The following is an 8,174-nucleotide window of genomic DNA, read 5'->3' as shown; positions in this document are numbered from 1 at the left end:
TGGCGTCGCAGACTTCGCGGACGTCGGCGTCGTAGACGCCGTGCGTGGACGGGTAGGTGATCATGATCGCCGAGAGCACGTCCTTGTGCAGCTCGATCTTTGCCTGCAGGTCCGTGTGGTCGATCGTGCCGTCCGAAGCTGTCGCCACCACGACGACCTTCATGCCGGCCAGCACCGCGGAGGCGGCGTTGGTACCGTGCGCCGAGGCCGGGATCAGGCAGACGTTGCGCTGGGCATCGCCGCGGGAGAGGTGGTAGCCGCGGATCGCGAGCAGGCCCGCGAGTTCACCCTGGGAGCCGGCGTTTGGCTGGATGGAGACCTGGTCGTAGCCCGTGATTTCGGCGAGGTCAGCCTCGAGGCCGCTGATGAGTTCGCGCCACCCTTCGGTCTGGGAGTCCGGCGCGAAGGGGTGGATGGAGGCGAACTCCGGCCAGGAGATGGCTTCCATCTCGGCCGTGGCGTTCAGCTTCATGGTGCAGGAACCCAGCGGGATCATGGTGCGGTCCAGTGCGAGGTCCCGGTCCGAGAGGCGGCGGATGTAGCGCAGCAGCTGGGTCTCGGAGCGGTGGGTGTTGAAGACCGGGTGCTGCAGGTAGTCGGAGGTGCGCAGCACCGAGTCGGGCAGCTCGAAGCCCTTGGCCTCCACGAGCGGACCGGCGCCAAAGGCGACGACCACAGCGGAGAGGACTTCCGGCGTCGTGGTTTCATCGACGGACACGCCAACTGTGTCCGCGTCGATGAGCCGCAGGTTGATGCCCCGGGCCTCGGCGGCGGCGATAGCCTTCGTGGCCTTGCCCGGCACCCGGACCGTGAGGGTGTCGAAGAAGGAGTCGCTTGCCAGTTCGCGGCCGGCAATTTTCAGTGTGGCGGCCAGGGCGCGGGCGTTGTTGTGGACGGCCTCGGCGATTGCCTTCAGCCCGTCCGGGCCGTGGTAGACGGCGTAGAAAGAGGACACGATGGCCAGCAGCGCCTGGGCGGTGCAGATGTTGGAGGTGGCCTTCTCGCGGCGGATGTGCTGCTCGCGGGTCTGCAGCGCCAGGCGGTAGGCGGGGATGCCGGCGTTGTCCTTGGAGACGCCGACGATCCGGCCCGGGAGCGTGCGTTCCATGCCCTCGCGGACCGCCATGTAGGCGGCGTGCGGGCCGCCGAAGAACAGCGGCACGCCGAAGCGCTGGGTCGAGCCGACGGCGATGTCCGCGCCCTGCTCGCCCGGGGGAGTGATGAGGGTCAGGGACAGCAGGTCCGCGGCCACGGTGACCAGTGCGCCGCGCTCCTTGGCCTCGGCGATCACACCGGACTGGTCCCAAACCCGGCCGGAGGCGCCCGGCTGCTGCAGCACAACGCCGTTGATGACGCCCTCGGGCAGGCCCTTGGATAGGTCGGCGACCTCAACCTCGAAGCCGAGGGCCTCGGCGCGGCCCCGGACGATGGCGATGGTCTGCGGGAGGCAATCGGCGTCGAGGACGGTTTTACCGTCGTGGGCGCCTGTTTTCTGACCTACGGTCTTCTTCGCCCGTCGCATCAGCAGCACGGCCTCGGCGACGGCGGTGGCCTCGTCGAGGAGGGAGGCGTTGGCAACCGGAAGCGCGGTGAGGTCCTGGACCATGGTCTGGAAGTTCAGCAGCGCCTCAAGCCGGCCCTGGGAAATTTCCGGCTGGTACGGCGTGTACGCGGTGTACCAGGCCGGGGCTTCGAGGATGTTGCGGCGGATCACGGCCGGGGTGACGGTGTCGTAGTAGCCCTGGCCGATCATCTGCACGGCGGTCTTGTTCTTGGCGGCCAGATTGCGCAGCTCGGCGAGGACTTCGACTTCGCTCAGCGCCGCGGCCAGGGTGAGGGGCTTTTCCTGGCGGATGGAATCGGGGACAGCAGTATCGACCAGGCCGTCGACACTGTCGTAGCCGACAGCCTTCAGCATGGTGTCGACGTCGGCCTCGCGGCGGGCGCCAATATGGCGGTCAGCGAAATTGGATGAAAGAGATTGAACCGTCAAGAGGAACTCCAAGGTTTGGCCGGCGCAAGGCGCCGGAAGGGACCGGGTTCCTCCCCGCTCTGTATTGGACCTGAGAGATTCCGCGGACCGTTGTCCGCTTGCACCGTCGGTGAGCCAGGAACTTTCCTGACTGCTTTCCAGAGTTGCCTCGCCGCGGCGGTACATGGGCCTGAGAGATTCCTGGGGAGGATTTGCTCCTACGGCGCCTGCCCGTTGGTGACGGGGAGGACTCTCCCGCCACGGCTCGAAAGGCATATTCGAATGTGGTGATTCGCCTCACACCGTACACGCCATCCCGGGGAGAGGCAACAATGCGGCCGCCGGGCAATGTCACATTTGCGGGGCTTGACTTTCCCGAGTGATCCATCACACACTGAGTCGGCCGGACGATGTCCTTCGAGGGTGATCCGGCCATGGTGGGTGCAGGTCCCGGCACATTCGGGGCACCGCACCCACGACGGCGCGCTTTGTTCGGAGCTAACCTCCACGCCACAGGGCCGTCGGTAACATTCACAAATGAACATGCCTATGATCTGCGGCGGGAGAGTCCTGCCGGTACATACAGCAGGCGCCGTAGGAGCAAATCCTCCCCAGGAATCTCTCAGGCCCATGTACCGCCGTGGCGAGGCAACTCTGGAAAGCAGCCAGGCACGTTCCTGGCTCACCGAAGGTGCAAGCGGGTCTGCGGGGGCAGGAACGCGGAAACTCTCAGGTCCAAGACAGAGCGGGGAGGAACCCGAATCATCGTGGCACCGAAGTGCCACTTGAACGATGGAGTTCCTTATGACGATTCAACGACCACCTTCGGCTCCGGTTGAAGCCCCCCACCTTGAGCGCCAGCTCAGCAACCGGCACATCCAGCTCATCGCGATCGGCGGCGCCATCGGCACCGGCCTGTTTATGGGCTCGGGAAAGACCATCTCGGCGGCCGGCCCTTCCGTAATCTTCGTCTACATGATCATCGGCTTTATGCTGTTCTTCGTCATGCGGGCCATGGGTGAGCTGCTGCTGTCCAACCTCCACTACAAGTCCTTCAGTGATTTCGCGGCGGACTTGCTTGGCCCCTGGGCCGGCTTCTTCACAGGCTGGACCTACTGGTTCTGCTGGGTGATCACCGGCATCGCCGACGTTATCGCCATCGCCGGATACTCCCAGGAGCTCTGGCCCGGGCTACCCCTGTGGATACCGGGACTGGTCACCGTCGCCATCCTGCTGCTGCTGAACCTGACCACGGTGAAGGCCTTCGGCGAGACCGAGTTCTGGTTCGCGCTGATCAAGATCATCGCCATCGCGGCGTTGATTATCGTGGGCCTGTTCATGATTTTCAGCGGATTCAGCTCCGACGCCGGACCCGCTACTTTCAGCAACCTGTGGAGCCACGGAGGCTTCTTCCCGAACGAGTTCATGGGCTTCGTCGCCGGCTTCCAGATCGCCGTGTTCGCCTTCGTGGGCATCGAACTGGTGGGCACCACTGCGGCAGAGGCCAAGGACCCGGAGAAGAACCTGCCCCGGGCCATCAACTCCATCCCGATCCGTGTACTGCTTTTCTACGTGGGCGCCCTCATCATCCTGATGTCCGTCATCCCCTGGACCCAGTTCGCCGCCGGACACAGCCCCTTCATCGCCATGTTCTCCCTGGCCGGCCTCGGGGCCGCTGCCACGGTCGTCAACCTGGTGGTCCTTTCCTCGGCGATGTCCTCGGCCAACTCCGGAATCTACTCCACGTCCCGGATGGTCTACGGCTTGGCCCAGGAAGGTGACGCGCCGGTCCGTTTCGGTGCCCTGTCGCGCCGCAAGGTTCCCCAGAATGCGCTGTTCCTGTCCTGCGTGCTGCTGCTGGCGGGTGTGGTCCTGATGTACGCCGGTGAGAACATCGGCAAGGCCTTTGAGATGGTCACCACCGTTTCCGCCGTCTGCTTCGTCTTCGTCTGGTCGATCATACTGGCCAGCTACATCGCCTTCCGCCGGCGCCGCCCGCACCTGCATGCCGCCTCGAAGTTCAAGATGCCCGGCGGCATCCCCATGGTCTGGGCGGTCTTCGCCTTCTTTGCCTTCGTGCTCTGGACCCTGACCACCCAGCCGGACACCCTCACAGCGCTTCTGGTGACGCCCATCTGGTTCATCATCCTCGGCGCGGCATGGTTCGTCCTGCGCCGCCGTCCCGCGCACCTGGCTCGCTACCAGGCGTTCAAGGACGAACTTCAGTCTGAGCAGGATGTTGCAGGCGGACGCCAGGCGGTGGACAGCCTGTGACCACCGGAGAAGCCACACCCGCCACCCCGTCCTCCCTCCCGGCGTTGGAAAAGCCGGTGGCGCCCGGCACGGAATTTGTCCTCACCCTCGACTGCGCCGAGTCACCCGGAATCATCCACGCCGTCTCTGAATTCCTGCTGGCCCACGGCTGCAACATCATCGACATCAAGCAGTTCGGCGACCGGCAGGAACAGCACTTCTTTATGCGCGTGCACTTCGTCGCAGCGGGTGCGGGCGCTGACGTCGAAGCCCTCCGGCAGGATTTCGTTCCGGTGGCCGGGGAGTGGGACATGAATTGGCGGCTCGAACGCCACGGCCGGAAAGAGAGGATTCTGGTCATGGTGTCCAAATACGGCCACTGCCTCAACGACCTGCTCTTCCGCGCCCGCATCGGCGAACTGCCCGTGGAGATCGTGGCCGTCGTGTCCAACCACCAGGACCACGAGGATCTCGTCACCTGGCACGGGATTCCGTTCCATCACGTGCCGGTGAGCCAGCAAACCAAGCCCGCCGCCGAAGCAACGCTGCTCTCACTGGTGGATAGCTACCAGGTGGAGCTGGTGGTCCTCGCCCGCTACATGCAGGTCCTGAGTGACAACCTCACGGGCCGCCTCGCCGGCAGGGCCATCAACATCCACCATTCCTTCCTGCCGAGCTTCAAGGGCGCCAAGCCCTACCACCAGGCGTACGACCGGGGCGTCAAGACCGTCGGGGCCACCGCGCACTACGTCAATTCCGAGCTGGACGAGGGACCCATCATTGCCCAGCAGGTGATCGAGGTGGACCACACCTACACCCCCGCTGACCTGGTCGCAGTGGGCCGGGACGCCGAATGCAAAGCCCTGACGAACGCCGTCCGCTGGCATGCCGAAGGACGAATCATTCTTTCCGGCAACAGGACCGTCATCCTTCGCTGACGCGTCCCCACGATCATGCGAAGCCCCCTCATACGGGGCTTCGCATGTCCGCTCCGGCGCCTTGCGCCGGCTATTCCTTGGAGTACCTCGTGACGGTTCATTCTCTTACGTCCACTTCCCCCTCAACCCGGCCCGCCGGTAGTGATCCGCAGCTTCCCACGCGGCTGGAAATCGTTCCCACCGACGGCATCGTCGCCAGGGTTCAGGCGGCCCTCCCGGCGGGCTCGAAACTCACGGTCACCTGCCTTCCGCATCACGGGGTCAAGCCCACCGTGCAAACGGCGGTCCAGCTGGGCCAGCTCGGTTACCGCGTGGTGCCCCACCTCGCGGCCCGCAGCCTCGAAGGCCGCGCGGAACTCGCAGGCATCCTCAAAGTCTGCGAGGCTGCCGGGGTCACCGAGGTCTTCGCCGTCGGCGGCGACGCGGCGCAGGCAGCCGGCCCCTACCCGAGCAGCGCCCGCCTGCTGGAGGACATTGCCGAGATCTCCGGCGGGCGCATTGCAGCGGGCGTCGCCGGCTACCCGGAAGGGCACCCGCAGCAGAGCCAACTCCATATGCTCGATGCGCTGCTGGAAAAACAGCATCTTGCCTCCAGCGTGGTCACGCAGATGTGTTTCTCGGGTGCGCGGATCGGCTGGTACGTGGAGTTGCTGCGCCGCGAGGGTGTCACGCTGCCGGTGTGGGCCGGAGTCGCCGGATCCGTACCCCGGACCAAGCTCGTCTCCCTGGCAACCAAGATCGGAGTGGGGCCGTCCCTGCGCTTCATCAGCCGCAGGGGACCGCTCGCCCGTCGGCTGCTGGACGGCGGCAACTATTCTCCCCAACGCCTCGTGTCCGAGCTGTCGGCGGTCCGGCCCGCTTTGGCCGGCGTCCACCTCTACACGTTCAACAACCTCGAACCGTACGCGGCCGCCGGCATGGCCAAAAGTGCCGGAGCGCCGGCAGCCACATCGCCGGGACGCGGTTGATGGCCACGCCGGAGGGCGCCGCCGGCGTCGCCACGCGGGGTGTGCGCCTGCCCTGGGCGGCACTCCCACGCGGCCTGCCGGTTCGGGTCACCGCCGACAGGAGGTACCTCGGCCGGGGCACAGTGGACGGTGCCACGCCGGACGGATCTGTGTTGTGGGTCCTCTTCAACGGCACGGAGGGCCGGCGCATGTTCCACCGGGACGACCACATTCACGTCGAAGTGGGGTAACAGGGAACCGCTGCCCACCGGGTCAGTGGCCCCGCTTGATCCAGTCCGCAAGCTGGGGCGCCTCGGCGCCGATGGTCGTCGAGTCCCCGTGCCCGGTGCGCACCACGGTCTCCGCCGGGAGCGTGAGCAGGCGGGCCTTTATGGACGCGATGATGGTGGGGAAGTCGCTGAAGGACCGCCCGGTGGCGCCCGGCCCGCCCTGGAAGAGGGTGTCGCCGGTGAAGACGGTGCCTTCGTCCGCCAAGTGGAAGCTGACGGAGCCGGGGGAATGGCCAGGGGTGTGCAGCGCCGTGAGGCGGGCGCCGGCGACGTCGAACGTGTCGCCGTCCTCGATGCCGTGGTCCGGCTCGGTCCCGGGGAAGACCCGGTCCCAGAGCATCCAGTCGTCGCGGTGCAGGTAAACCGGAGCCTTGACCAGGCGGCTGAATTCGCCGACTGCGGCGATGTGGTCGTCGTGGCCGTGGGTGAGCAGGATGGCTGTGACGGTCCGGCCTGCGACGGCGGCGGCGACGGCTGCGGCGTCGTGGGCCGGATCGATCACCACGCATTCCTCCTCGTTGCCGAGGATCCAGACGTTGTTGTCCACGTCCCAGGTGCCGCCGTCGAGCGAGAACGTCCCGGAGGTGACCAGCTGCTCGATCCGCAGGCTGCTGCCGGCAGCGCCGCTCACAGTTCCACCACCGAGCGGAGGACGGCGCCGGCGTGCATCTTCTCGAAGGCGTCCTCGATCTGGTCGATCGTGATGCGTTCCGTGACGAAGGCATCCAGGTCCAGCCGGCCCTGCCGGTAGAGGTCGATCAGCATGGGGAAATCGCGGGACGGCAGGCAATCGCCGTACCAGGAGGACTTCAGGGAGCCGCCGCGGCCGAACACGTCCAGCAGTGGCAGTTCAAGGGTCATGTCCGGGCTGGGGACGCCCACCAGGACCACGGTGCCGGCGAGGTCGCGGGCGTAGAAGGCCTGCTTATAGGTCTCGGGACGCCCGACGGCGTCGATCACGACGTCGGCGCCGAAACCGCCGGTCAGTTCCCGGATCGCCTCGACCGGGTCGACGGCGGCGGAGTCCACGGTGTGGGTGGCGCCGAGTTCCTTGGCGCGTTCGAGCTTCTTGGCGTCGATGTCCACCGCGATCACGGTGGTGGCCCCGGCGAGCGCGGCGCCGGCCACGGCCGCCACACCCACGCCGCCGCAGCCGATCACGGCGACGGAATCCCCGCGCTTGACGTTGCCGGTGTTGATGGCGGCGCCGAGGCCGGCCATGACGCCGCAGCCGAGCAGGCCGATTGCGGCTGGGTCGGCGTCGGGGTCCACCTTGGTGCACTGCCCGGCGGCGACGAGGGTCTTCTCGGCGAAGGCACCGATGCCCAGCGCTGCGGAGAGTTCGGTGCCGTCCTCGAGTGTCATGTTCTGGGTGGCGTTGTGGGTGTTGAAGCAGTACTGCGGTTCGCCGCGGCGGCACGCCCGGCATTCGCCGCAGACGGCCCGCCAGTTCAGCACCACGCGGTCGCCGGGGGCCACTTCGGTGACGCCGGGGCCGACGGCGCTGACCACGCCGGTGGCTTCGTGGCCGAGCAGGAACGGGAAGTCGTCGTTGATGGCGCCCTGCTTGTAGTGCAGGTCGGTGTGGCAGACGCCGCAGGTGAGGACGTCCACCAGGGCCTCGCCGGGTCCGGGATCCGGGACGAGGATGGTCTCAAGGGTGACGGGGGCGTTTTTGGACCGGACGACGGCGCCTTTGACTTTGTGGACCATGCGGGTGGCTCCTCTCATCCCGCTCCCGTGGCGGGAAGCGGCACGGCGCGGGCTCCTGGGA

At 66.7% G+C, this 8,174-nt stretch carries 6 protein-coding genes and 3 riboswitches; of the genes, 3 read left to right on the top strand and 3 right to left on the bottom strand.

Going from position 1 to position 8,174, the window contains the following annotated elements:
* The coding region (gcvP, locus tag ABLI39_RS12440) for an aminomethyl-transferring glycine dehydrogenase (protein WP_349413736.1) at positions 1-1,993 on the bottom strand (1,993 nt) is incomplete at its 3' end.
* A 49-nt stretch (positions 1,994-2,042) separates the two neighbouring features.
* Positions 2,043-2,140: riboswitch (glycine riboswitch) on the bottom strand.
* Positions 2,141-2,240, bottom strand: a riboswitch (glycine riboswitch).
* 282 nt (positions 2,241-2,522) lie between these two features.
* A riboswitch (glycine riboswitch) is annotated at positions 2,523-2,620 on the top strand.
* Between the two features lie 156 nt (positions 2,621-2,776).
* Between gcvP and ABLI39_RS12435 the strand changes: the two genes are divergently transcribed.
* The 3 genes from ABLI39_RS12435 to ABLI39_RS12425 all read left to right on the top strand — a co-directional run bounded on the left by ABLI39_RS12435 (position 2,777) and on the right by ABLI39_RS12425 (position 6,131).
* Positions 2,777-4,246, top strand: coding sequence for an amino acid permease (locus ABLI39_RS12435; RefSeq protein ID WP_349413735.1), 1,470 nt, complete (start codon positions 2,777-2,779; stop codon positions 4,244-4,246).
* Between the two features lie 44 nt (positions 4,247-4,290).
* On the top strand, positions 4,291-5,163 hold the full coding sequence (purU, locus tag ABLI39_RS12430; protein ID WP_349413741.1) for a formyltetrahydrofolate deformylase: 873 nt from the start codon (positions 4,291-4,293) through the stop codon (positions 5,161-5,163).
* A gap of 89 nt (positions 5,164-5,252) precedes the next feature.
* On the top strand, positions 5,253-6,131 hold the full coding sequence (locus ABLI39_RS12425; RefSeq protein ID WP_349413734.1) for a methylenetetrahydrofolate reductase: 879 nt from the start codon (positions 5,253-5,255) through the stop codon (positions 6,129-6,131).
* Positions 6,132-6,383: 252 nt separating this feature from the next.
* On the opposite strand, the gene ABLI39_RS12420 is transcribed toward ABLI39_RS12425, so the two are convergent.
* On the bottom strand, positions 6,384-7,031 hold the full coding sequence (locus tag ABLI39_RS12420; RefSeq protein WP_349413733.1) for an MBL fold metallo-hydrolase: 648 nt from the start codon (positions 7,029-7,031) through the stop codon (positions 6,384-6,386).
* Positions 7,028-8,113 (bottom strand): S-(hydroxymethyl)mycothiol dehydrogenase, encoded by a 1,086-nt coding sequence (locus tag ABLI39_RS12415; protein WP_349413732.1) that lies wholly within the window; start codon positions 8,111-8,113, stop codon positions 7,028-7,030. Before ABLI39_RS12415 ends, ABLI39_RS12420 begins: the two co-directional genes overlap by 4 nt.
* Positions 8,114-8,174 lie beyond the last annotated feature (61 nt).

Origin of the sequence: Pseudarthrobacter sp. B907, from assembly GCF_040137805.1 — a bacterium.
GTDB lineage: Bacteria > Actinomycetota > Actinomycetes > Actinomycetales > Micrococcaceae > Arthrobacter.
Note: the sequence above shows the minus strand (reverse complement) of the source record. Positions and strands in the feature narration are given on the sequence as shown.